The sequence below is a fragment of the Ferruginibacter profundus genome, assembly GCF_054783275.1.
The window spans coordinates 1,367,056-1,391,642 of sequence record NZ_BAAGQW010000001.1; the positions used below are offsets into that span (position 1 = coordinate 1,367,056).

Annotated in this window: 22 protein-coding genes; 15 read left to right on the forward strand and 7 right to left on the reverse strand. The window is 40.0% G+C overall.

Annotation, left to right across the window (positions count from 1 at the left end):
• Positions 1-492: 492 nt before the first annotated feature.
• From map to ACYVM0_RS05800, 9 genes are all read left to right on the forward strand, one after another.
• A complete protein-coding gene (gene map / locus ACYVM0_RS05760; RefSeq protein ID WP_460553840.1) occupies positions 493-1,257 on the forward strand; it encodes a type I methionyl aminopeptidase in 765 nt (254 codons plus the stop codon).
• A gap of 80 nt (positions 1,258-1,337) precedes the next feature.
• Positions 1,338-1,688, forward strand: coding sequence for a DUF2200 domain-containing protein (locus ACYVM0_RS05765; protein WP_460553843.1), 351 nt, complete (start codon positions 1,338-1,340; stop codon positions 1,686-1,688).
• Positions 1,689-1,717: 29 nt separating this feature from the next.
• Positions 1,718-2,677 carry a zinc-binding metallopeptidase family protein gene (locus tag ACYVM0_RS05770; RefSeq protein ID WP_460553846.1) on the forward strand — a complete coding sequence of 320 codons (960 nt, stop codon included), beginning with the start codon at positions 1,718-1,720 and terminating at the stop codon, positions 2,675-2,677.
• A gap of 68 nt (positions 2,678-2,745) precedes the next feature.
• Positions 2,746-3,258: a thioredoxin family protein gene (locus ACYVM0_RS05775; RefSeq protein WP_460553849.1), complete on the forward strand. Its 513-nt coding sequence runs from the start codon at positions 2,746-2,748 to the stop codon at positions 3,256-3,258.
• A gap of 112 nt (positions 3,259-3,370) precedes the next feature.
• Positions 3,371-3,847: a hypothetical protein gene (locus ACYVM0_RS05780; protein ID WP_460553852.1), complete on the forward strand. Its 477-nt coding sequence runs from the start codon at positions 3,371-3,373 to the stop codon at positions 3,845-3,847.
• A 758-nt stretch (positions 3,848-4,605) separates the two neighbouring features.
• Complete coding sequence (locus ACYVM0_RS05785) at positions 4,606-5,037, forward strand: putative quinol monooxygenase (protein WP_460553855.1); 432 nt, start codon at positions 4,606-4,608, stop codon at positions 5,035-5,037.
• A gap of 157 nt (positions 5,038-5,194) precedes the next feature.
• A complete protein-coding gene (locus tag ACYVM0_RS05790) occupies positions 5,195-5,776 on the forward strand; it encodes a YdeI/OmpD-associated family protein (RefSeq protein ID WP_460553858.1) in 582 nt (193 codons plus the stop codon).
• 221 nt (positions 5,777-5,997) lie between these two features.
• Positions 5,998-6,669, forward strand: a complete 672-nt coding sequence (locus ACYVM0_RS05795; RefSeq protein ID WP_460553861.1) for a DUF6624 domain-containing protein — start codon at positions 5,998-6,000, stop codon at positions 6,667-6,669.
• A 13-nt stretch (positions 6,670-6,682) separates the two neighbouring features.
• A complete protein-coding gene (locus tag ACYVM0_RS05800) occupies positions 6,683-7,171 on the forward strand; it encodes a hypothetical protein (RefSeq protein WP_460553863.1) in 489 nt (162 codons plus the stop codon).
• Between the two features lie 54 nt (positions 7,172-7,225).
• Here ACYVM0_RS05800 and ACYVM0_RS05805 read toward each other — a convergent pair whose 3' ends face one another.
• Positions 7,226-7,945, reverse strand: a complete 720-nt coding sequence (locus ACYVM0_RS05805; RefSeq protein WP_460553865.1) for a GLPGLI family protein — start codon at positions 7,943-7,945, stop codon at positions 7,226-7,228.
• Positions 7,946-8,075: 130 nt separating this feature from the next.
• Here ACYVM0_RS05805 and ACYVM0_RS05810 point away from each other — a divergent pair, with 130 nt between their 5' ends.
• Entirely contained in the window at positions 8,076-9,587 is a 1,512-nt protein-coding gene (locus tag ACYVM0_RS05810) for a sensor histidine kinase (RefSeq protein ID WP_460553868.1), read from the forward strand.
• Positions 9,577-10,266 (forward strand): response regulator transcription factor, encoded by a 690-nt coding sequence (locus ACYVM0_RS05815; protein WP_460553871.1) that lies wholly within the window; start codon positions 9,577-9,579, stop codon positions 10,264-10,266. The genes ACYVM0_RS05810 and ACYVM0_RS05815 overlap by 11 nt, the downstream gene beginning before the upstream one ends.
• Here ACYVM0_RS05815 and ACYVM0_RS05820 read toward each other — a convergent pair whose 3' ends face one another.
• The 3 genes from ACYVM0_RS05820 to ACYVM0_RS05830 form a co-directional block, all read right to left on the reverse strand.
• Positions 10,267-10,749, reverse strand: coding sequence for a hypothetical protein (locus ACYVM0_RS05820; RefSeq protein WP_460553873.1), 483 nt, complete (start codon positions 10,747-10,749; stop codon positions 10,267-10,269).
• A 237-nt stretch (positions 10,750-10,986) separates the two neighbouring features.
• Positions 10,987-13,743, reverse strand: coding sequence for a pyruvate, phosphate dikinase (ppdK, locus tag ACYVM0_RS05825; RefSeq protein ID WP_460553876.1), 2,757 nt, complete (start codon positions 13,741-13,743; stop codon positions 10,987-10,989).
• Positions 13,744-13,795: 52 nt separating this feature from the next.
• Entirely contained in the window at positions 13,796-14,230 is a 435-nt protein-coding gene (locus ACYVM0_RS05830; protein ID WP_460553879.1) for a hypothetical protein, read from the reverse strand.
• A 235-nt stretch (positions 14,231-14,465) separates the two neighbouring features.
• On the opposite strand from ACYVM0_RS05830, the gene namA reads away from it, so the two are divergent.
• Positions 14,466-15,530 carry an NADH:flavin oxidoreductase/NADH oxidase gene (gene namA, locus ACYVM0_RS05835; RefSeq protein WP_460553882.1) on the forward strand — a complete coding sequence of 355 codons (1,065 nt, stop codon included), beginning with the start codon at positions 14,466-14,468 and terminating at the stop codon, positions 15,528-15,530.
• Positions 15,531-15,696: 166 nt separating this feature from the next.
• The gene (locus tag ACYVM0_RS05840) at positions 15,697-17,535 is read left to right on the forward strand and encodes a DEAD/DEAH box helicase (protein ID WP_460553885.1); all 1,839 of its coding nucleotides are present in this window, start codon (positions 15,697-15,699) and stop codon (positions 17,533-17,535) included.
• Positions 17,536-17,542: 7 nt separating this feature from the next.
• Here ACYVM0_RS05840 and ACYVM0_RS05845 read toward each other — a convergent pair whose 3' ends face one another.
• Genes ACYVM0_RS05845 through ACYVM0_RS05855 form a run of 3 tightly spaced genes read right to left on the reverse strand, consistent with a single transcriptional unit; the run spans position 17,543 to position 21,142 of the window.
• Complete coding sequence (locus ACYVM0_RS05845) at positions 17,543-19,084, reverse strand: acyl-CoA carboxylase subunit beta (protein WP_460553888.1); 1,542 nt, start codon at positions 19,082-19,084, stop codon at positions 17,543-17,545.
• A 33-nt stretch (positions 19,085-19,117) separates the two neighbouring features.
• Positions 19,118-20,593: an acetyl-CoA carboxylase biotin carboxylase subunit gene (gene accC / locus ACYVM0_RS05850; RefSeq protein WP_460553891.1), complete on the reverse strand. Its 1,476-nt coding sequence runs from the start codon at positions 20,591-20,593 to the stop codon at positions 19,118-19,120.
• A gap of 57 nt (positions 20,594-20,650) precedes the next feature.
• Positions 20,651-21,142 carry a biotin/lipoyl-containing protein gene (locus ACYVM0_RS05855; protein ID WP_460553894.1) on the reverse strand — a complete coding sequence of 164 codons (492 nt, stop codon included), beginning with the start codon at positions 21,140-21,142 and terminating at the stop codon, positions 20,651-20,653.
• A gap of 188 nt (positions 21,143-21,330) precedes the next feature.
• Between ACYVM0_RS05855 and ACYVM0_RS05860 the strand changes: the two genes are divergently transcribed.
• Positions 21,331-21,669, forward strand: coding sequence for a hypothetical protein (locus tag ACYVM0_RS05860; protein ID WP_460553897.1), 339 nt, complete (start codon positions 21,331-21,333; stop codon positions 21,667-21,669).
• A 338-nt stretch (positions 21,670-22,007) separates the two neighbouring features.
• On the forward strand, positions 22,008-24,503 hold the full coding sequence (locus ACYVM0_RS05865; RefSeq protein ID WP_460553900.1) for a TonB-dependent receptor domain-containing protein: 2,496 nt from the start codon (positions 22,008-22,010) through the stop codon (positions 24,501-24,503).
• Positions 24,504-24,587: the final 84 nt, after the last annotated feature.

The window sequence follows — 24,587 nt, forward strand, 5'->3', positions numbered from 1 at the left end:
CAGGACCTTGCAGTTAACGAGATTATTCAAAAACAAGTAAAGGCAATACGAAAATTGAAGATTTTAATCTGGATGATTTATACAGCATTTCTATTCTTCATATTTTCTTTACACTTTTTTGGTAAATGGTCAATTACACAAAATCATACAACACAATATGGTGGTGATCCAAATACAAAAAGTACAAAATTAATAAGTGACGAATCGAAACTTTCCTTCGTTAATCAATGCCTGATTTTTAGAGCTATACATGATGATGATACTTATTTTGAAGGAGATATAAAAAACGATGATGACAGACCATATTACTGGAAGATGCTGAATAGTTGTAAATTCACTATTGTCAATCACGTTATGATACTGTTTATCTTTTTTGTTCTTTTAATAGCTATGTATTATTTATTACGAAACTATTACTACCGAAGAGCATGGATGAGGTAACCCAACGAACAATAGCAAACAACAAATACTTTACTCAACAAAAAAAGAAACATGTCAATTACCAAAGAGTCTGAATTAGCCGGAATGAAAAAAGCAAGTGAAGCGGTGGCGCTTACGTTAAAAGAAATGAGAAAATTTGCCCAACCGGGTATAACAACAAAGGAATTGGATAACTATGGCGGGCGGCTCCTTGAAGAGATGGGTGCTAAATCGGCCCCCTATTTAACTTATGGTTTTCCCGGCTATACCTGTATCAGTGTAAACAACGAATTTTGTCATGGCATACCATCAGACAAAAAAATACTCGCCGAAGGCGATTTAATCAACATTGATGTTTCTGCAGAACTGGATGGCTTCTGGTCAGACAACGGAGCTTCATTTGTACTTGGTGAAGACCTGCATCAACACCAAAAGCTTATTGAGGCGTCCAAACAAATTTTACATAAAGCGGTATACAGTATAAAAGGCGGTGTACGCATTGCCGATATTGGCTACCTGATTGAAACAGAAGCCAAAAAACGTGGTTATAAAGTGATCAAAAACCTTACCGGTCACGGAATAGGAAAAAGCCTTCATGAAGAGCCCGGCGAAATAGCAAATTACAGGGACCGTTTTAATACCACCAGGTTTAAGAAAAACTCTGTTGTGGCCATCGAAACTTTTATATCCACAACATCAACATATACCGAAACCCTTAACGATGGCTGGACAATGGTGGGGAACAAAGGAGGCTTTATGGCACAGCACGAACATACCATTGTTGTTACAGAAGGGGCTCCAATTGTACTTACTGCAATGAATGAGATCTGGAACTAAAAAAAATTGCAAAAGATTAATGTTACTGATAAAACAGGAATAGCGGCTTACTTATTACTCTCAATAAAATTACCTGCGGAATGAATAATACGAGGATCTTTAAAACTTCTTTCGCAAGTGTTTATCCGCATTATATTAAAAAGGCGGAGAAAAAGGGCCGTACAAAAGCTGAACTGGATGATATTATATTCTGGCTGACCGGTTATAACAAAGAAACATTACAAAAGCATATCGACAGTAAAACTGATTTTGAAACCTTTTTTGCTGATGCCCCAAGACTAAATCCAAATGTTTCAAAAATCACAGGTGTAATTTGTGGTTACCGTGTGGAAGATATTGAAGACAAACTGATGCAAAAGATCCGTTATCTAGACAAGCTGGTTGATGAATTGGCAAAAAGTAAAACAATGGACAAGATTTTAAGAAAATAAATATTTTAATTAAACAGCCCCCTACCCGATTGAAAAAAATCATTAAGTATACTCTTGGTATAATTCTACTGCTGATCGGCATATTTATTTTTCAAAACTACCCCATATCTTCTGCACCAAAAGATCTCCCCCGACTTGCCGATACCAGCAATATCAGGAGAAATTTAGAAGCGATTATCAATACCCCGAAAAGCAGGAATTATAAAAATATTGATGTGCTTGATAGCATTGCCAATTATATCAGGCTTGAATTTTTAAAATTTTCTGACAGGATAACAACGCAGCAATTTGACGTAAGGGATCAATCCTATAGCAATATCATTGCTTCCTTTGGCCCCGAGGATGGAGAAAGAATTATTGTAGGTGCCCACTACGATGTTTGCGGTCAACAGGATGGCGCAGACGATAATGCCAGTGGTGTCGCCGGTTTGCTTGAACTTGCCCGGCTGCTTAAAAATAATGAGCTGAAATACCGTGTAGACCTGGTGGCATATGCTCTGGAAGAGCCCCCGTTTTTCGGCACACAACAAATGGGAAGTTATGTGCATGCCAAATCGTTGCATGATGCAAATGTACCGGTAAAAGGAATGATCAGCCTGGAGATGATAGGCTATTTTTCTGACGCGGAAGGTTCGCAGGATTATCCGCTGGGATTTTTAAAATGGTTTTACGGCAGTAAGGGTAATTACATTACCATTGTGCAAAAATCATTACCCGGCAGTTTCGCCAAACAATTTAAAGAACTGGCTTTTGAAAACAATTCCATTGTAACCAAATCATTCAGGGCCCCTTCTTTTTTTGGTGGTATCGACCTGTCAGACCATCGTAACTATTGGAAATTTGGATATAGTGCGTTAATGGTTACCAACACTTCTTTTTATAGAAATACCAGCTATCACCAAAAAGGCGATACACTGCAGCATTTAAATATTCCAAATATGGGGCTGGTGGTGGATGGCGTGTTTCGTGTGTTGACAGCAATAAAATAATAAAAAACTGCATTGGCATATAACAATCAAAGCAGGCGAGCCATTTTAATTCAAAACAAATTGACGCTATGAAAAGTATTTTTTTAATCGTGGTTGTACTTCTATTTTACACTAATGGATTCAGCCAGAACGGGCAACCTGCCAGTGAACTGTTCCAGGCAGCGTTAACCAAAGCAACAAAAGAACATAAGAATGTTTTTATACTTTTTACAGCTACCTGGTGTGGTCCGTGTAATTACCTTAAACGAGGACTTTATGATGTGTATAATGTGCAGTTTTTTGAAAAGAATTATGTACTACTTGAATTGTATGATCATGAACTGGGAGCTAAAAAGGTTTTAGAGAACCATGGAAGTGATAGTATATTGGCACAATATAAAGGAGATACTACGGCAGTTCCGTATTGGCTGATATTAAACGCAACCGGGAAAAAATTATATGGAGAATCGGGTTTTTCCAACTACCCGAAAGACTTAACAAGATTTATCAAGGCACTTAAAGCGACTTCTCATTTAAAAGATAATGAATTACAAATGATATACGACCGCTTTGTACAAGTGGCAAGAATAGTTCCTGATTAAGAGCAGAAAATATCCTCCTTTTCATATTGTAAAGTCATTCTTTCCGGCTTTGATTTAATTAAATAGTTATTGCTAAAACTTGCATAGATCAAACCTTATCAACTCAACACTCATGGACATAAATTGCAGAAAAATACTCAGGCAATTAATAGCAGTAAGTCTTCTGTTGCGGCCTGGTCATTCGGCAATGGCACAAAGCAAAATTTTTTCTTCTGAATGCCAGGTGCTTTCGGGCTTTATTGCATCTTCAGAAACAGTAGCCCATTTTGTATATAGTCAATATCCTCCCGATTCAGGAATAAGAATTGTTGATGTTAATAAAAAATTAGTGAGATGTGGTTTGAAATTATTCGGAGCATATCCCATTATTATTGATACTTCGGCTGCTATTATCGACACCATAAAAAACAAAGGTATTTTTGACATCAGGAACCGGGACATTAATTTTTTAATACTTTCCTACACCACCAGGGGTAAAGAACTATATTATAGTTTATATAATCCACGAACCAATGCTGATTGTTCCATCAAAGTTACACGTATGAAAAAGTTGTGGCATGCCGGCAAAATAAAGTGTGGCTGGTTTTAAACAGGCGATGCAACATATATTTGCTTTATAGCTATAAAATGATTTTCAATGAACGAAAAAATAATCACCAGAGATGTAAACGTGTGCGATGAATGCGGAAGCGAATATTATGCAAACGCTTCTAAAATGAATCAACTGTGCCCCGAATGCGCTCACTTGATATATGGCTATGATAATTGCAATCACCATTTTGAGCACAACAGATGCATCAACTGCTTTTGGGATGGTTCCGGATCAAAATATTTAACTGATTTAAATAACAAAAAAAACAGGCAACTTTAGATGGCATTATTGTTTTTGGGCGTTAGAACTGAAGTGGGCTGAATAAATGAGACGACAAAAATTCCGGTTATAGGAGGCCTTTTCCTTTTTATCCTTATGTTTATCCCTGCTGTTCTATTGTCTTTTCTTTCGCAGACAATAATTCCGGGATTAAATAATGATGTTGGATTCACAAAAGCTATGCTTTTGTTATTACCGGGTTGGAATTTCTTATTGTGGTTTAGAGAAATCAGGTTGTATCTGTTTTTTATCCCGTCCTGGATATTATTTGGTGTTATTGCATTTATAAAATTTATACTTCTTGTTACAGGAATTGATAATGGGCAATAACCAGCACAGAAAATAAGCAGTATAAATAACACCTCAATTATAGTAGTACTGTTGGAATATTATACCAAAAAGAAGATTTTGAACATATTGCAACGGGTAAAAAAGCAGCTAAGAACTAATGAATCACTACCATCAAAACGAAAAATATGAAACAACAAAAATCAGGCAAGGGCATGCCATTAACTAAAAATAAATTACTGGTGGCTTTGGCTCTTTTATTTCTATTAACAATTTCGTTTAATAAACAGGTTATGGCACAGTCAAAAACTCAAATGGTGAGGCTGGCAAAAATTAAAGTTGACCCATTACAATTAGACAAGTATAATTTAGCATTAAGAGAACAAATGGCTACTGCTATCCGGCTCGAACCAGGGGTACTAACATATTATGCTGTTGCAGAAAAAAGTAATCCTTCAAATATCACCATATTGGAAATATATGCCGATACTGCTGCATACAAATTACACATAGAAACGCCTCATTTTAAAAGGTATAAAGAAACCGTTAAGAATATGGTTAAATCCCTGGAGCTTACAGAAGTTAACATGATAGGTTCGGCTAAAAAACCGGGCCTTTAATGCATAAAAAAGAAATATTTTTTGTGCATTAAAGCCTGGGTACATTACTATTGAGTATACCGGGCAATTAATGCCTCCACAAAAAACAGAACAAAATATTTTATAGATGGGGTGTATTTTTTTAATTTACCGGCCACAACATTTGAAATTATAAACTATGGCGCCCTTGTTTTTTGCAAAACAATCCGACTTCAGAAACTGGCTAAAAAAAAATCATAAAAAAGAAACCGAATTAATCGTTGGTTTTTATAAAACGGGTAGTGGCCGCCCCTGCATGAGCTGGTCTCAATCGGTTGATGAGGCGTTGTGCTTTGGATGGATAGATGGCGTTCGCACTTCTATAGATAAAGACAGTTACCAGATCCGCTTTACGCAACGTAAACCATCTAGTATATGGAGTACGGTTAATATTAAAAAGATTGAAACCTTATCCAGGCAAGGATTAATGCAACCGGCAGGGCTTGCAAGTTTTGACAAAAGAAAAGAAAGCAGGTCTGAAATATATGCTCATGAAAGCGAAGCAGTAAAATTTGCAACCGCATTTGAAAAACAATTTAAAGCCAACAAAAAAGCCTGGCATTATTTTCAGTCACTGGCGGCGTCGTATAAAAAAATCTCCACCCATTGGGTAATGAGCGCAAAGCAGGAAACCACACGGTTAAAAAGACTGCATGAAATTATTAAAGACAGCGAAGCCGGAACGAATAAATGGAAAGACAATAAGTACAGGAAAAAATAACATCAGCTTTGCCTGCTACCACCAAACTTATGAGAACATTCCTCACCTTGCTTTTAACCTCAACGTGTATACTGGTATTCGCTCAATCCAGATCAGCATCTGATAGTTTAACCAGGCTATTGGAAACAATTTATAAAAAAGATCAGGAACCAAGATACCAGCTGGATTCCATTCAGCAGCAGTATGGCTATAATTCCATTCAGACGAACGAACAATGGAGATTGATCACTAAGAATGATGTTGAAAATATTGCTGTCGTGGCGTCAATATTAGATAAGTACGGTTGGCTAAGCGAAAAACAAATTTCTAAAACTGCAAACCTTACACTGTTCCTTGTTGTGCAGCATGCAAATATTCAGTACCAGTTAAAATATATTGACCTCTTAAAAAAGGCCGTTAAAAAAGGGCATGCAAAACCGGCGCAATTCGCCTACTTACTGGATAGAGTTAATATGCGACAAGGCAAATTACAGATCTATGGTTCACAGCAGTCTGTAAGCACAAATGGTAACCCTTATTTTTTTCCGATAAAAGACGTTCGCCATGTAAACAAACGGAGAAAAAAGATTGGCTTAACAGCTCTTATAGAAGTGACGCCACAACCGGGTTTACTTTATAATATGCCGACAACAGCTATTGGAAAAAACCAAATTGTTATTACCGGTTTTGTGATCGAAAAAAACCAAACTCCGGTCAATGAAGTAAATATTAAACTGGGTGCAAAAATTGTAGCTACCACTAATGCCGATGGATTTTATATTGCCATTGTGGATAAGAAACTTTTAAAAGAGCAACTTAGTTTTTCAAAGCCAGGTTATACAATATCAGATCCTCCGTTAAATGATGAAGGCAAGGAGGTTTATGAACTGGTAATGCAACTTAACAAAGAGTAAAACCACTACAGCTATGAGACAATCGCTTTATATACTGCTCATATTCCTTTTTAGCAGTTGCAATACTAACAACCATCATAAACCTGTCGTCGATACTCCTGATACAATTGTAAACCAGCAGGCGATCAGCATTCCTGATAGTTTAGATATTGACACAACAGATAATTTTATCACCACAAATTTTACCCGATCCATACAGGAGATATTAAATAGCACTGTAGATAGTTTGGGCGCAATGGTAGCAGTATATTATACTAACGATACAGCAAAAGACGACCTCCGTATTTACCCGATAGTAAAAAACAAATTATTAGCTGCAAATTTTGTACAGGCTGACAGTAGCTATTTTTTAAAGCGGCAATTTAATGCCAGGGAATATGTACAAATAGAACACCGGAAAAATAAAAAGGTACTTTTCTACTATGGAATGGATTTATGGAACGATGGTAAAAAATACAGAAGTGTTAAGATGGTACTTAAAGATTACCAGGCGCTGCAATAAAAAAAATGCGCCAATAAAATATTGGCGCAACAGGAATGCAAACAACAGGCACTTCTAATTCGTAACAATCCTCACCGGCCCGTTCCCATCTCCCATCAATTCCTTTCTTGCTTTGGCAAATTCTGCCGGCGTAACTTTTTTTCCTTTTGCAGGCGCTTTAAGATCAGTTTTTTTAACTGTCTTATCAATGGTTGTTGCGGTATACACAAACTCTCCCTGGTTCACATCCATACCCAGTATCAAACCCGGCAAGCCTCCAAATTGTGCAGGCCCCGATGATAAGGCGATATCTTCTGCATACCAGGCAATCATATCAAGGCCCATTTGCGATTTGCCGGTAGCCTTTTTACATACATGGCCGGCAATGGTTTTAGTTTCACCATCCACTAGTTTCCAGGGTATATTGCGTATGGAATCTTCCACTATAAATTCTTTTTCCATCAGGCTTTTCTTTTCTATAGTGGTCTGCGTGGTAAAGTCTTTATAAAAGATATTATCATTACCGGCAAAACGCATTACAATACCACCTCCCTGCTGTTCGCTCAGGTCAGGTTCTTCTTCTGCCGCTTTGTACAGCGATTTATTATCGGCAAAACTCAATTCAAATTTATTGGTTCTGTACTGTGGTATCATAGCTTTCATCTCTTCATTTTCTTTGGGTATGCGGCGGTGCATATCAATGATCTCATCGTAGGCAACTTTGCCTTCGTTTACCTGGGCATTACTATACTGTGCCATTACAGCGGCCACTAAAAGGGCAATAATTTTTTTCATGGTGTCATAATTTTACACAAATCTATTTTCCGGCGCCGGTATTCCAGGTTAAGCATCCTTGCATTAACGTTAATTAAGGTTAATGCCGTAAAACCCAATACCAATATGGTTTACATTTGTGTTGTTATATATGAAAAAGAAAATTATTGCCGATCCTTTATTAATGATAGCCACGATACTGATCATCGTTGGCTTCCAGGTATATTGGGTAAAAAATAATTACGACCGGGAAAAAAGATTACTCACCAGTAAGGCAGGCATTATTTTCAGAACGGCCATATTTGAGATGCAGGCAAAAAAGCTACACCTGCCCCCGGTACCCAAAGACAGCAGTACCCATGCAGCTATAAAAGTGGTACTTACCGAAAACGGGGAAGATAACCCGGTTCTGATAAAAAGATCTAAAGAACAGGTGCTGGGCGTTGCCAATGCCCTGCGCCGGCAACTGGCAGACAGCCTGCAAAAAGATACCGGTAAAAAAACTAAAATGGTATTATCAGTTAATAACGCTACTGTGTTATACCGGAACGATGGTGAGAAAATTCAGACTACAGCATCTGCAACAGACAGCAAGGGAAAAATAGTGCAGATATTATACGGTATCGATTCGCTGCAGGAGCCGGTGAAGTTGAGTGAAATTATGACAGCAGTTCAACAATCATTCCGGGAAGAAAAATTACCGCAATCATTTTCTGTTATCCCGGTTGCTGTAAACGCAGGTAACGATAGTATTCCACAGGATGAGATGATGGAGAATATTGAAAAACTGGATGAAGTAACAATAGGCTTTGCACATCCGGTAACCTATAAACTACAGCTGCACAATACTTTTGCATACCTGTTTAAAAAGATCTTATCCCCTTTGCTCTTCTCCTTATTTTTAGTAGGCGTAACTATTTTTACATTGCTGTTATTGTACCGGAACTTAAACAGGCAACGCCGTTTAACTGCAATAAAAAACGAATTCATTGGCAATATCACCCACGAATTAAAAACGCCTATCAGCACGGTTGGTGTGGCTATTGAAGCGATGCAGCATTTTAATGCCTTGCAAAATCCTGAACGTACACAGGAGTATTTAAGTATTGCCAATAACGAATTACAAAGATTGGGTTTACTGGTGGATAAGGTGTTAAAATTATCAATGTTTGAAAAACATGAAGTGCAACTGACAGCGGAAATATTCGACATCAAGCAATTGGTAAATGAAGTAGTGAACTCAATGCGCCTGCAATTTGAAAAACATCGTGCCGTTATTGATATTCAAGAAAGCGGCGATGATTTTACTTTAACTGCCGACAAAATGCATATCACCAGTGTGGTATATAACCTGTTAGACAATGCATTAAAATACAGCAAGGCTGATCCTCATGTTACCATTGCTATCGATGCATCCGCAACTAACATCATTTTAAAAATTTCTGATAACGGCATCGGTATACCGGCAGCCTATACCAATAAAATATTTGACAAATTCTTCCGGGTGCCATCCGGCGACAAGCATAATGTAAAAGGCTATGGCCTTGGCCTGAGCTATGTAGCACATATTGTTGCACAGCACAATGGCACTATTGATGTTAAGAGCGAAGAAGGTAAAGGCACAAGTTTCACCATTCAACTACCTAAAGCAAATGCCCGTTAAAATATTATATGCCGAAGACGAATTGTTTTTAGGCAAGATCGTAAAGGAAAGTCTTGAAACCAGAGGCTATGAAGTGCTGATGGAAACAGATGGGGAAAAAGTATTGCCGCTGTTTACAGGCAATACACCCGATGTTTGTGTGCTTGATGTAATGCTGCCCAATAAAGACGGTTTTGAAATTGCCGAAGCCATAAGAAATATTGATAAAGCCGTGCCGATTTTATTTCTTACTGCCAAAACACAAACGCAGGACCTGGTGAAAGGTTTTCAATTGGGTGGCAATGATTATATCCGCAAACCCTTCAGTATGGAAGAACTCATCATCCGTATTGAAAATGCGTTGCGCTACCGCAATGGCGAAAGAATTGCAACGGAAAAAAAAGAAGATATCAGGATAGGTAAATACACTTTTCACTTAGGCCGCCAGGTACTGAAAGATAATGGCGATGAAAAAAAATTATCTTTCCGTGAAAGTGAACTCTTAAAATTATTATACGAAAATAAAGACCGCATCATCGACCGCAGGGATATTTTAAATTTACTCTGGGGTAATGATAATTTCTTTAACTCCCGCAACCTGGATGTGTACATCACCAAGCTGCGTGGCTATTTACGCAACGATCCTTCCCTGGAGATCATCACCATTAAAGGTATTGGCTACCGCTTTGTAATAGCATAATTATTTCTGCTGCCAGAAAGATGCTGTTGATGAAACATCCGCAACAATCTTATCGCTATGCCTTTTTAATATGGCATTGGTAAGGCCCCGGTTTTCTACAGCCAGCCCCATCATCAGGTTGCCCTTTGCAGTAATATAAAACTGGCAGGGCTGAATGGCGCCATTTTGTTTTAACAATGCGGCGTTCATTACAGAAGTATCTGCACGTGGTGCTCCCAGGAAAACAGTAAGCCATACAAAATTTGTACTGGGGCTTATCTCAAAACCAACCGGAACATCAAAAGTGGCCGTGGTGAACTTCACTTCATATTTTTCCGAACCCGGGGTTGTGGTAAGGTCTTTAACTGTGTTACCTAACTGAATTAATTTTTCTTTTAACTGGGCACTGTTAAGCGGGTCGCAGCTTTGTGCATTACTTACAGAAGACAGTATGATCATGAAGAACACAACCTGTATAATCCTGGCGATGGGTTTTATTTTCATACATTTAATTTTGGGATAAATGTAGAAAACTCCAATGGCGTATGCAATACCATGCATTGGGTATTTTAAAAATACCGGAACATCTATTACACCATACCGGTAAAATTTTCATGATTTCTTCTGGCCCCGGAGTGCAGGGAATCCGCATTTACAAAATAGAAACCTGTGTTCATCCGCATGCAAAAAAGCACCAGCCTTAAAACTTCAGGCCGGTGCTTTAGTATATAGCAAATGATGTTATTTTCCTTTACCCGATTCTATAGCCGCATGTGCTGCTGCCAGCAATGCTATCGGCACCCTGAAAGGAGAACAGCTTACATAATTCATCCCCACACGGTGAAAGAATTTTACACTTTCCGCATCACCACCATGTTCGCCGCAAATACCTACTTTTAAATTGGGTTTTGTTTTTCTTCCACGATCAGTGCCTAATTTTACCAACTCCCCTACACCATCCTGGTCAATGGTTTGAAAAGGATCATCAGGCAACACTTTCAGGTCCATGTACTTTGGTAAAAATCCACCCACATCATCACGGCTGAAACCAAAACTCATTTGTGTAAGATCGTTGGTTCCAAAGCTGAAGAAGTCAGCTATTTCGGCCATCTTATCAGCTTTTATTGCGGCTCTTGGTATTTCAATCATGGTACCATACAAGTAAGGTATCTTTTTCATCTTCTTACTGTCGCACACTTCTTTGTAAACCCTGTCTACAATTATTTTCTGATGGATCAGTTCATTCTCGGTACAGGTAACCGGCACCATAATTTCGGGGAATGCTTTTTTACCCGACTTCAGTAATTCTGCAGTCGCTTCAAAAATAGCCCTCACCTGCATTTCGGTAATTTCAGGATAACTAACGCCAAGCCTTACCCCACGATGGCCCAGCATGGGATTATTTTCGTGCAATGCCAATACCCTGCGGCGCAACATGCTTAAACTTATGCCCAACTCTTTACTTAACTCCTGTAATTTAGACACATCATGCGGTACAAATTCATGCAAAGGCGGATCGAGCAAACGAATAGTTACCGGGTAACCTTTCATCACTTCCATGGTATCCTTAATGTCTTTCTTCACAAAAACAAAAAGATCATTCAATGCTTTACGCCTTTCAGGTTCTGTTTTGCTCATGATCATTTTACGCAGTAAGAACAATGGCTGTTCGCTGCCTTCACCATAAAACATATGTTCTGTACGGAACAGGCCAATACCCTCTGCGCCAAACTTCATGGCATGTGCAGCATCCTCCGGTGTTTCGGCATTGGTACGTACTTTTAATGTACGGGTTTTATTTACCAGCTTCATCAGGTTTTTATACGCCAGGTTTTTATCCAGGTCAATATCCACCAGACCCATACTTCCTAAGTACACCAGCCCCTTGGTACCATCCAAACTTAGCCAGTCGCCTTCTTTTATAAATGTGCCGTCATTGGCTTTAAAAGATTTTGTTTCACTGTGAATTTCAATATCTGCACAACCCACAATACAGCATTTTCCCCAGCCTCTTGCTACTAATGCCGCATGCGATGTCATACCACCTTTTGTAGTAAGAATAGCCTGTGATTTATGCATACCGTCCACATCTTCAGGCGACGTTTCTTCTCTTACCAAAATCACTTTTTCTCCTCTGGCCGCCCATTCCACTGCATCGTTTGAAGTGAATACCACACGGCCTTTGGCGCCGCCGGGGCCGGCAGGCAAACCTTTTGCAATTGCTTTTGTTGCGGCCTGTTCTTTTGGATCCAGCATCGGCAATAACAATTCCACCAATTGATTAGGTGCTACTCTTTTAATAGCTGTTTTTGCATCAATCAGTTTTTCATTGTACATATCGCTTGCCATTTTTACAGCAGCAACACCATTGCGTTTACCAATGCGGCATTGCAACATATAGAGTGTTCCTTTTTCAATAGTAAACTCAATATCCTGCATGTCCTTATAATGCTTTTCCAGCCTTCTTTGTATCTCAAATAATTGTTTGTATGCAACAGGCATAATATGCTCTAATGTGGGCAGGTGTTTACTCTGATCGTTCTTAGAATAATCATTTACCGGTGCCGGTGTTCTTATACCTGCCACCACATCTTCCCCTTGTGCATTCACCAGGTATTCCCCGTAAAATTTATTTTCGCCGTTGCCGGGGTTTCTTGTAAAGGCAACACCGGTTGCACTGCTGTCGCCCATATTACCAAATACCATGGCCTGCACATTTACTGCGGTGCCCCATTCGTCGGGAATTTTTTCTATGCGCCTGTATTCGCAGGCACGCTTGCCCATCCAGCTGCTGAACACAGCGCCAATGCTGCCCCACAACTGTTCGTAGGGATCATCAGGAAATGGTTTACCTAATACTTTTAATACCGTTGCTTTAAAATCCTTTACCAATGCTTTTAGTTCGTTAACGGTAAGATCGGTATCAAATTTATAGCCTTGCTTGTGTTTTATCTTTTCTAATTTTTCATCCAGTACTTTTCTTATGCCTTTGCCGCCTTTGGGTTCAATGCCTCCTGCTTTTTCCATTACCACATCGGCATACATCATAATTAAACGGCGGTATGCATCATAAGCAAAACGGGCATCGCCGGATTGGCTGATAACCCCCTCAATAGTTTTTTCATTCAAGCCGATATCGAGTACTGTTTCCATCATACCGGGCATTGATTTTCTGGCACCCGAACGTACAGATACCAGCAACGGATTGTTTACATCGCCAAATTTTTTGCCCATTTCTTTTTCCACAGCCGTTAATGCTTTTTTTAACTGGGCATCCAGTACGGCAGGATATTTCTTTTTATTGCTGTAATAATAAGTACATACATCTGTGGTCAATGTAAATCCCGGCGGAACCGGTAAGCGGAGTTTGGGATGCCCTGCCATTTCTGCCAGGTTAGCGCCTTTGCCTCCTAATAGATTTTTCATGGATTCGTTTCCGTCTGCCTTACCTCCGCCAAAATAGTATACATATTTGGCGGCCTTTTTCATTTGTGCCATAATTGAATATTGAAATTGTGAGTATAGAAATAAAATGCAATCGTTAATACTTCTAGTTGTAAAAATTTTGAGATAAAGAATTGGATACTACTTTAAATACGCCATCTTTTCTCACTATCTGGTAGCAATTATTAATGGCCCGGATATTAGGATTAGATAAATGCTTTTCATTATAAGGTGCCAGCATATTTTCTTCGCCGATCACTTTTCCATAAGCATCCACTACCCTTTCAAATACGCGGTACTGAAAATGCCAGGGATTTAATCCATCGGGTGTATCGCCGTCATCATAGGTATCATTAAAACCTTCAAATATCAATTCCGTAGCATGATTGATATGATGTATCAGGTGTTCGGTAATGTTAATGTACTCATCCATCTCAGGGTCGTTGCGTACAATACCGCTGTCCCATATAGTTTCTCCGTTTAAAAAAATGACCAACCTGTTATCTACGTGTTTAACATTGATCCAGTATTCCTTTTTCATTGTATTTAAGTTTAATCGTGGTGAATTGGGTTATATATTTCTGATGCTAAAATTGACAATTAACCGGCATTAAGGATATGAGTTACGTCAGTTGTTGAACTGATAATGATTAATTTTTATGCCTGGCCTTTACTGATAAAGTACCCGATTTCGTAAACAGGTGCTGAATTGGTGTTGCAACTTTTAATTTAATTTTGCCACTTACCTGGTCTCAGCTTATTAAAATATCAATACAATGAGTTTACTTTTCTCTCCTTTAACATTAAAGGGTATTACCTTAAAAAACAGGATCGTGGTCTCTCCTATGTGCCAATACTCCTGTGTGGATGGTTTTGCCACCGACTGGCACCTGGTGCATTTAGGCAGCCGGGCAATTGGCGGTGCTGCACTCATCATCCAGGAAGCCACTGCAGTAAATGCCGCAGGCCGCATCACTTATGGCGATCTCGGCATCTGGAAAGATGAACATATTGAAAAATTAAGTCCGATCGTATCATTTATACAGCAGCATGGCGCAGTAGCAGGTATACAACTGGCGCATGCAGGAAGAAAAGCCAGCTGCGATCTGCCATGGAATGGTGGTTCACAAATTAAGTCGGGTGAAAATCACTGGCAAACAGTGGCACCATCTGCAATACCTTTTTATGAAACCGACCTGGCCCCGCATGCATTAACCAAAGAAGAAATTGCTGCAATTATCAACGATTTTAAGCTGGCCGCTGCACGTGCCTTAAAAGCAGGATATAAAGTAGTTGAGTTACATGCTGCACATGGTTATTTGATCAATGAGTTTTTATCTCCTTTAAGCAACCAGCGTACAGATGAATATGGTGGCAGTTTTGAAAACAGGATAAGATTTCTTTTAGAAATTATTGCTGCCGTGCAAACCGTATGGCCGGCAGACCTGCCTTTGTTTGTACGCATTTCTGCCAGCGACTGGACAGAAGGTGGCTGGACCATTGCAGATTCGGTACAATTAGCCATGATCTTGCAAAAGAAAGGGATCGACCTGATCGATACTTCTTCCGGGGGTATTTCATCCACTGCAAAAATTAATGCAGGGCCCGGTTACCAGGTGCCATTTGCCGAAGCGATAAAAAAGCAAACCGGTATGCTAACCGGTGCAGTAGGTATTATAACTACCGCAACACAGGCAGAAGAAATTTTACAACTACAAAAAGCTGACCTGGTTCTTATGGCCAGGGAGCTGTTACGTGATCCTTATTTTCCATTGCGTGCAGCTAAGGAATTAAATGAAGATGTGGCGTGGCCGGTGCAATATGTAAGAGCAAAGAGATGAACCAATTTTAAATTAACCAGATAAGACACCGGGGTTATTTAAAGTGCATAAGATATGCAGTGAACTCATGTTTTCTATATGACTTACATACCTCAAATGCCTCAATGGTAAGATCTCTTTCCGTTATCTATTTTTTTATTCTCCCCATCCTTGTTATTTTCACGCCATGCCAGTAACGCATCCGCAGATAAAAAATTTATTACAATGTATCGACCTGGAAGAAAAAGAACAGGTAAAAAGATACAGCCTTGATCAGCAGCACACTTTAAAATCATTAAAGGCCGAAGGGCTGGCCCTGCATCCTATTGTGGTAACCCGGAAGAATTTTGGTTATGCCGATTATCCCGAAATCAGTTTCCGTTTAAACTTTCCGCCGGAAATGAATTTGTTTAAAGATGGCGCTGCCATTGAATGTTTTTGTGCAGGAGAAGAACCGTTGAAAGGCGTATTAATAAATTTAGATGGTAAGAGCGGAGAGTTCCGCTTGTTTGCTCCCGATTTTCCGGATTGGATAGAAGAAGATGGTGTAGGTATAAAATTAGCACCCGATCAACGCACTACTACCATCATGAAAACGGTGCTGAATAATTTAGAAGGCAATAAAGAATTATTTGAATTATTTGAGCAACTGCACGGCGATGCGGTAACAGGAAGGATTACAGCTACTGCACCGGCTGTTCCGCTTGCTTTCAATAATAAAAATTTAAATAACAGCCAGCAACAGGCTGTTGCCGCCATTACTACCAACGAACAAATTGTAATTGTGCATGGTCCACCGGGTACGGGCAAAACCACTACCCTTGTTGAAGCCATTGTACAATTGGTAAGAGCAGGAGAAAAAATATTGGTAGCTGCGCCCAGCAATACTGCTGTAGATAATATTGTCAAAGGATTGATTGCACAAAATGTAAAAGTATTACGTGTGGGCAATACCAGCAAGGTAGATGAAACCATTTTTCAACATACACCCGAAGGAAAATTAAACAACAGCAAACAACTGAAAGAAATAAAGCAATTAAAAATAAGGGCAGAAGAATTCAGGAAGATGGCGCTGAAATACAAACGCAGTTTTGGTAAAGCCGAAAGGGAACAACGTAATCTTTTATTTAAAGAAGTAAAAAATATACGAACAGAAATAAAAAAACTACAGGCTTACAATGAAGAAAAATTATACACTGAAGCAGATGTAATTGCAGGTACACCCGTTGGTTTGTATGATGCAAAGATCAATCACCTCAGTTTTCATACCCTGGTAATTGATGAAGCCGGGCAATGCATTGAACCATTGGCATGGACCATTTTTCCTTTAGCAAAAAAATATGTACTGGCAGGCGATCACTTGCAATTGCCACCAACGGTGTTGAGCAATGAAGCAGCAAGGCTGGGTTTAAACCGTTCTATATTAGAAGTGAGTATTGCTACGGTAAACAATGTTTTTTTACTCAACACACAATACCGCATGAGAGAAGCCATTGCAGGCTTCAGCAGCAATTATTTTTATGAGGGGCTTTTACAAACTGCCACGCATCTTACCAACAATGCAACGCATATCACTTTTATTGATACTGCCGGCTCGGGCTTTAATGAAAAACATGGCAGCGATGGCACCAGCCTGCAAAACGAAGGTGAGTTACAGGTGGTGCAGAAAATTATGGAGACTGAAAACCTTGATCCTTTACATACCGCATTCATTTCTCCTTATGCAGGCCAGGTTGCTGCAGCAAAAGAAATTTTACCCAAATCAATGCGTATCAGTACCATCGATAGTTTCCAGGGGCAGGAAAAAGAAATTATTATTTTATCCCTGGTAAGAAGCAATGATGATGGCGATATTGGTTTTTTAAAAGATTACCGCAGGATGAATGTGGCCATTACAAGAGCTAAAGAACAGTTGTTTGTAATTGGCGACAGTGCAACTATTGGTGCTGATGCTTTTTACAATGCCTTCTTAACTTATATTGAACAATCAGGTACTTACAGAACGGTGTGGGAATTTGAATTGTAATAAAAAACTACAACGGTATATTCCCATGCTTTTTCCTTGGCCGTTTGGCTACTTTATTTTCCAGCATGGCAAAAGCCTTGATCAGCTTTTTACGGGTATCTTTTGGTGCTATCACTTCATCAATAAAACCTCTTTCGGCAGCTAGGTATGGCGTGGCAAATTTTTCAGCATACTCTGCTTCCTTCTCTGCCAGTTTTTGCGCAGGATCTGCAGCGGCGGCAATTTCTTTTTTAAAGATAATTTCGCTGGCACCTTTTGCACCCATCACAGCGATCTCTGCAGTGGGCCATGCAAAATTCATATCGGCACCAATATGTTTGGAGTTCATTACATCATAAGCACCACCATATGCTTTACGGGTGATCACTGTAATACGTGGCACGGTGGCTTCGCTTAATGCATACAGCAATTTTGCACCGTTGGTGATGATACCATTCCATTCCTGGTCGGTGCCCGGTAAAAAGCCCGGCACATCTACCAATACCAGCAAGGGAATATTAAAACAGTCACAAAACCTTGTAAACCGGGCGCCTTTTTTTGAGCTGTCAATATCCAGCACACCGGCAAGGCTCATGGGCTGATTGGCAACAATGCCAATACTTCTGCCGGCAAGCCTTGCAAAACCCACCACAATATTTTCAGCATAATCTTTATGCATTTCAAAAAAAGAATCCGCATCACAAATACCGGCTATCACAGCACGTATATCATAAGGCTGGTTGGTACTTTCCGGAATGATCGTTTCCAATACCTCTCTCGTTTCGTCAGCCAATGTACACGGCAATTTTGCCGGCACATCCTCACAATTCTGTGGCAAATAACCCAGTAGTTTTTTCAGTTGTTCTATGCATACCATATCATTGGCTGCAGTAAGATGTGTTACGCCCGATTTAACTGCATGAGTGGATGCACCTCCCAACGCTTCGGCACTTACTTCTTCATTGGTAACCGTCTTCACTACATTGGGGCCGGTAACAAACATATAACTGGTATTTTCTACCATGATAGTAAAATCGGTTATGGCAGGAGAATATACAGCACCGCCTGCACAGGGCCCCATAATGGCCGACAATTGCGGAATAACACCCGATGCCTGTACATTCCTGTAAAAAATATCGGCATACCCACCCAGCGACCTAACGCCTTCCTGTATACGAGCGCCGCCTGAATCATTCATCCCTATCATTGGAGCCCCGGTCTTCATCGCCAGGTCCATGATCTTGCAGATCTTTTCGGCATGTGTTTCTGATAAGGCACCGCCAAATACAGTAAAATCCTGCGCAAATACATATACCAGTTTACCATGAACCGTACCGTAACCGGTAATAACACCATCGCCGTAAAACTGCTGGTCTTCCATTCCAAAATCCCTGGTGCGGTGGATCACCAGTGCACCTATCTCTTCAAAAGAACCGGGGTCCATTAATAAAGTTACCCGCTCTCTTGCTGTTAATTTTCCTTTCTGATGCTGCGCTGCAATTCTTTCCCTTCCACCACCCAGCTTGCCTGCTTCCGTCTTTTCGTTTAAAATAGCAATTTTAGATTTCATCTCTGATATACTTTTATTGATCACACTTTATTTTTAATGTGCCAGCCTTCTTTTCCAGCTGGTGGATTTATTCTCCACCGGGCTGATGAGTTGTTGCTGATCGAGGTAATACCTTAAACCAACAATGGCAGCAATGGAAGCATGGGCCTTTTGTTTTTCTTTTATGGCTTCGGGAGTAAAATATTTTTTTACAAAATTGGTATCAAAGTGCCCGGTAAAAAAAGCCTCATGTTCAAATACAAAAGTGCCGAATGGCAATGTGGTGGCCACACCTTCAATTTTATATTCCTTAATAGCCGCTAACATTTTCTGAATAGCTTCGCTTCTTGTTTTGCCATGCACCACCAGTTTGGCGATCATGGGATCATAATAAATAGATACTTCCATACCTTCTTCATACCCGTCATCTACCCTTATTCCCTCTCCGGCTGGTTTCACATATTTGGTAAGCGTACCAATAGAAGGTAAAAAATTATTCAGCGGATCTTCTGCACACACCCGCAATTCAATTGCATGCCCGTTAAGTACCAGGTCATCTTGCGTAAAACTTAATTTTTCTCCTCTTGCAATTTTTATTTGTTCTTCCACCAGGTCAAGCCCCGTGATCATTTCAGATACCGCATGCTCTACCTGCAAACGGGTATTCATTTCCAGGAAATAAAAATCCAGGTTTTCATCCATTAAAAATTCTACCGTGCCGGTACTGGTATAGTTGCAGGATTTTGCCACCAGGATAGCTGCATCACCAATTTTTTCTCTCAATTCCGGCGTCATGATTGCTGAAGGAGTTTCTTCCACTACTTTCTGGTGACGGCGTTGTATACTGCATTCCCTTTCAAAACCATGAATGATATTACCGAATTTATCAGCTACCACCTGTACTTCAATATGACGTGGCGAGCCAACATATTTTTCTATGAATACGGCGCCGTCGCCAAATGCAGCCCGTGCTTCACTGATAGCCCTTTCCATCTGCTCCTGCATATCGGCTGCCTTTTCCACCACACGCATTCCTTTACCGCCACCGCCGGCAGAGGCTTTTATTAAAACAGGGTAACCGATCTTATCTGCAACTTCTACGGCTACCCGAATATCTTCAACAGCTTTATCAATACCGGGTACCATCGGAATATTATAATGACTTACACATTCTTTAGCTGCCAGCTTAGAGCCCATGATACGCATAGCTGCAGGGCTGGGACCAATAAAATTTATACCTGCATCTTCCACTTGTTGTGCAAAAGCAGCATTCTCACTTAAAAAACCATAACCGGGATGAATAGCATCTGCACCGAGTGCTTTACAAACCGCAATAATTTTATCGCCATTTAAATAAGACTGATCAGATGGAGCAGGCCCGATACAAACCGCTTCATCTGCAAATAAAACATGCGGTGCATTTCTATCCACTTCTGAATATACAGCAACAGACCGAAGTCCCATTTTACGAATGGTACGCATGATCCGCAACGCAATTTCACCCCTGTTAGCCACCAGTATTTTTTGCATAGTATTATTTTTTACGCTTAATTTACATTCCTGTTTTTCACCACTCACGTCCACGGCTCACTCCAGCTCCACCAACACCTGCCCTTTTTCCACCGCCTGTCCTGCTACTACCTTTATATTTTTTACAATGGCATCTACCGGTACCAGTATGCTGTTCTCCATCTTCATGGCACCAAGTATCAGCATTTTATCGCCTTCATGTACCTGCTGCCCTTCTGTAACAGCAATTTCTAAAACCATACCCGGCATAGGGGCTTTAATATCTTTGATATGTTTTGTTGCAGTAATGCCAAAGCCCATTTTATCCAGTACCTGGTCCAGTTCATCTTTTATTTCAACCTGGTAAATCTCCCCTTCTATTTCAATGCTTAATTTTTTACCGGTATCATCCGCAGCCACCAGTGTGGCATTAACAGACTGATGCGCTGCAATACAATTAAATACGGTGGAAGATTTTTTAATGAGGTCTGCTGCAGCTATCTCTTCCTTATTAAAAGAGAATTCAAATTCGTTGGCCTTTACTTTATATGCCGGGTCAAGGTTTGCCATACAACAAGCGATTTTCTTGTAAGTTAATTAATTTCTGAGTTATTATTTACAGTATCGGCCTGATTAAAAACAGCCCCGTTTTATAAATGTGTGAATAATGTAAATCATTCCCCTAATTATGAAACACCGCTCTGCATTAATGGCCTGTACTTTGTATACTATTAAGTGTATAATTTAAACCCGTAGTTATGAAAAAAGTTATCGTGCTGTTGCTTTGTGCTTTTGCAATAATCAGCGCAGGTATCGCCACCAGTTCTTTTACTGAGCCGCAACATGCAGCTTCTGGTATTCATGGCACAATCAAGCCGGCAGATATGGTTAAGAAAGTGTGGGCAATCAGCGATAAAGACACCGTTTCCATTGTTCCATCAGCAGGTGCTTTTTCTTTAGATGTAAAACCTGCCAACTGGAAATTATATGTTGAGGCTGTTAAACCCTACAAAGATGTAACAGTAACCAATATCGTTGTGGAAGAAGCGAAGTATACCGATGTAGGTGAAATTAAACTTCCTTCAGATATGCGTTGAAAATAAGGATGTAAGCATAACAGGTTTTGTTCAGGCAAGGTCGTGTCTTTGCAAATGGTAAAAAAGGGTTTCAATATTTTGCTATTGTGTAAGACACGGCTTTTTTTTAATTTTTTATCTCCTCTTTTACATCCCTTTCCTTTTTTGATCTTATATGCTGCAATGGATACTGCTACCGCCTGTCATTGGTATCAGCCAAATGACCCTTGTCTTTTTTTTACATTTTTCCTGCCATAAATAATTATTGCCCTTTATCCCATTTTAAGTTTTCTATACCTGCTTATTGTAACAGTTTCGTGCAGCCATAATTTATTAAAGTATACCAAAACAAAGTAGTCATGAAACAACTCATTACCATGCTTATTGCTGTGGTGGCCACTGCTGCAGCCCAGGCACAAACAAAACCCGGTTCTATAACGGGTACCATTACTAACAGTGAGAATAAGGCAGTTGATGCTGCAACAGTACAATTATTAAAAGCCGCTGATAAAAGCCTCATAAAAATTGCGGTAAGTGATAAGGCCGGCAATTTTTCTTTTGATAAACTGGCCGAAGGTAAATATCTCATCAGCATTTCGGCTGTAGGTTTTGCAAAAAAAATCACTTCGCCGGTGGAAATTACTGCTGCTCATACAGCTGTAACAATTACAGATGCACAATTACTACCACAGGCAAAAGGCCTGAGCGAAGTAACTGTTGTATCCTCCAAACAATTTATTGAGCAAAAGCCCGACCGCATGGTAGTAAACGTAGAAGCTTCCCCCTCCAATGCAGGTGCTACCGCATTGGAAGTATTGGAAAAATCACCGGGCGTTACCGTAGACAATGATGGCAACATCAGCCTTAAAGGAAAGCAGGGTGTGATTATAATGATGGATGGAAAACCAACTTATCTTTCCGGTGCCGATCTTGCCAACGTATTGCGCAACCTGCCTGCATCTGCATTAGACCAGATAGAGATCATGACCAATCCTTCTTCTAAATATGATGCCTCCGGTAATTCGGGCCTTATCAATATCAAAACAAAAAAGAATAAAGCAAAAGGTTCCAATGGCAGTATTGCTGTTGGTACCACCAATTCCTTATTCAGAAAAAACGGTGCAGAAGAAATGACCTGGAAACCCAACGTTGCTGTAAATTATAATTACAAAAAGAATAAGGTCAATTTTTTTACCAACGGTGTATACAACTATCGTGAAGGCAGGGGCGAATTGAATATTGTAAGCCGTTACTACAGGGATAACAAAGCCATTGACAGTATCAATAATGTAAATACTTTTTTCCGTTTCAGAAATAATAATTACACTTTAAAAACGGGGTTAGATTTTACACCCGATAAAAAAAACAGTTACGGTATTGTGTTGAATGGCTTTTTATTTGCAGGCCGGCCACACCCGGTAACCAACACTACTTTTACCACATTAGATGGTGTGGCATTTTCAAGACTGAATACCGAGAACACCAATAAATTAAGCTGGAATAATTTTGGCGCCAATTTTAATTACCGGCATACATTTGACAGCACCGGTACTGAGTTAACACTCGACCTGGATTATTCCCGTTACAACAATACTTCCGACCAGAACCTCAGCACCGGTTTCTTTGATGGCAATTATAATAAAACAGCAGACTCAATGTTTTTGAACGGGCACCTGCCATCGGTAATTGATATCTATTCTTTAAAATCTGATTTTGTGCATACGTATAAAAATGGGGTTAGATTCGAGACCGGTATTAAATCCAGTTATGTAACATCAGATAACCTGGTGGAGTATGTACGCAAGGCAGGCAATACCTGGATACCTGATGCAAGAAACAATCATTTTGTTTATACCGAAAATGTGAATGCTGCTTACATTAACCTGAACAAACAATTTAAAAAATGGAATATACAAACCGGTGTAAGGGCAGAAAACACCAACACCAAAGGCGTGCAGGCCATTGACAATTCATCTGTAAAAAGAAATTATATCAGCCTCTTCCCTACTGCATTTGCCAGCTACACCATTAACGATAAAAATTCACTTACCGCTTCGGTAGGCAGAAGGTTGCAGCGCCCCAACTACCAGGACCTAAACCCCTTTACTTTCTTCCTGGATTCGTTAAGTTACCGCCAGGGCAATCCTTATTTAACCCCGCAATTCTCCTATAATTATGAATTGACACATAGTTACAAGGGTAAATTAAATACTACATTGAATTATACCACCACCACTGATGTTATTTCGCAGATCATCAATCGTAAAAAAGGAAACAACGGGGAGATCATTGGTTTTCTTACATCAGATAATATTGCCCGGTACACCAATGCCGGCATCGCCATCAGCGCTCCGGTAAAATTTGCAAAATGGTGGAACAGCAGTTTATATGGCAATGTGTACCGCAATCATTATACCGGCACCTATATCAGCTACGAAACGGGCAAGCCTGAAGTTGTTGACCTGGACCTTGCCTTTACTTCGTTTACGCTTAATGTTAATAATAACTTCACCATCGGCAAAGGATGGAGTGCAGAGCTCAGTGGCTTCTACCGTTATAAAACCATTGAACAATTATCACTCTCCTATCCCATGGGGCAATTAAGTATTGGCCTGGCAAAAAATAATTTACTCAAAGGCAAGGGCAGCCTTCGTTTAAATGCCCGTGATCCTTTTAACTTTCAACAATACCACGGCCTTACCCGTTACGGCACGGTGGATATTGATATCCGCAACCGGTGGGATAACAGGCAGTACGGTGTAAACTTTACTTACCGCTTTGGAAAGCAGCAAGGCCAGAGCCGCCGCAGATCAGCAACAGAAGATGAGCAGCAAAGAGTGGGCGCAGGTAATTAATAAGAGTTTGTGTTTTAGTTTATAGTTATAGAAGAAGATCCCCGGCGGTTTTTACTGCCGGGCTTTTTATGTAATCTGGTTTTA